Annotated in this window: 1 protein-coding gene and 1 pseudogene; both read left to right on the forward strand. The window is 68.8% G+C overall.

Annotated features, from left to right (window positions below; all coding sequences use genetic code 11):
• Positions 1-454 (forward strand): annotated as a pseudogene (locus A2I95_RS39240) (alkaline phosphatase family protein); the annotation flags it as partial.
• A partial coding sequence (locus A2I95_RS39245; protein ID WP_291737770.1) for a peptidase M23 occupies positions 451-1278 on the forward strand: 828 nt, incomplete at its 3' end. The pseudogene A2I95_RS39240 and the gene A2I95_RS39245, both read left to right, overlap by 4 nt.

Consider the following 1278-nt stretch of genomic DNA (forward strand, 5'->3'; position numbering starts at 1 on the left):
GTCGCCGAATGTGGCGACGTATGACCTGCAGCCGGAGATGTCGGCGCCGGAGGTGACAGCGAAATTCGTCGAGGCAATTGAGGCGGGCTATGACCTTATTGTCACCAATTACGCCAACCCGGACATGGTCGGCCATACCGGCGATCTGAAAGCGGCGATGCTGGCCTGCGAGGCGGTGGACCGCGGTCTGGCAGAGGTAGTCGCGGCGCTGCAGAAGGCGGGCGGTGCGATGATCGTCACCGCCGATCACGGCAATTGCGAGGTGATGGTGGACCCGGAAACCGGCGGCGCCCATACTGCGCATACGCTGAATCTGGTGCCGGTGGCGCTGGTCGGCGGGCCGGAGGGCGCGCGTTTGCGCGATGGCCGGCTGGCAGATCTGGCGCCGACCCTTCTTGAGCTGATGGGGCTGGAAAAACCGGCAGAGATGACCGGGGAAAGCCTGCTGTCATGACGCTGCGCGCGGGCCTTTTTCTGCTGGCGCTGCTGGCCGCGCCGCTGCAGGCGGCAGCGGATCCGGCAGGGGCCGCGCGCGAGGCCGCGGCGCAGCTGGAGGGGGCATCGGTGCAATTGCAGGAGGCCGGCAGCTCCCGCGACCGGGTGAGGGCACTGACCGCAACCGTGCAGGCGTTCGAGGCCGGGCTGGCGGCGATGCGCGACGGGTTGCGCCGGGTGGCACGCCGCGAGGCGCAGCTGAGTGCGCAATTGGCCGCCCGGCAAGAGGAGGTCTCGGGGCTGCTGGGGATTATCCAGACTATTGAAACCTCGCCGCCGCCGGTGCTGATGGTGCATCCCTCCGGGCCATTGGGCGCGGCACGGTCCGCGATGATGCTGGCCGAGGTGACCCCGGCCCTGCACTCCAGGGCGCAGTCGCTGAAGGCGGATCTGGATGAGGTGCAAGGCCTGCGGCTGCTGCAGCAGAACGCGGCCAGAACGCTGGAAGAGGGGCTGGCGGGCGTGCAGTCCGCGCGGGCGCAGCTGTCGACCGCGATTGCCGACCGCACCACCCTGCCGCGCCGCTTTACCGCCGATCCGGTGCGCACCGCGATCCTGATTTCCTCGACGGAAACCCTGTCGGGATTTGCTGACGGGCTGGCCGAGATTGCCGACGGCGACATCGCAAAGACCAGCGCCGACATCACAGACCTGCGCGGCACCCTGGCGCTGCCGGTCGAAGGGCTGGTGTTGCGTGGATATGGCGAACGGGATGCAGCAGGCATTGCCCGCCCCGGTCTGTTGATTGCTGCCCGTCCGCGTGCCCTGGTCACAGCGCCGGCC

Source organism: Leisingera sp. F5 (assembly GCF_001593695.1).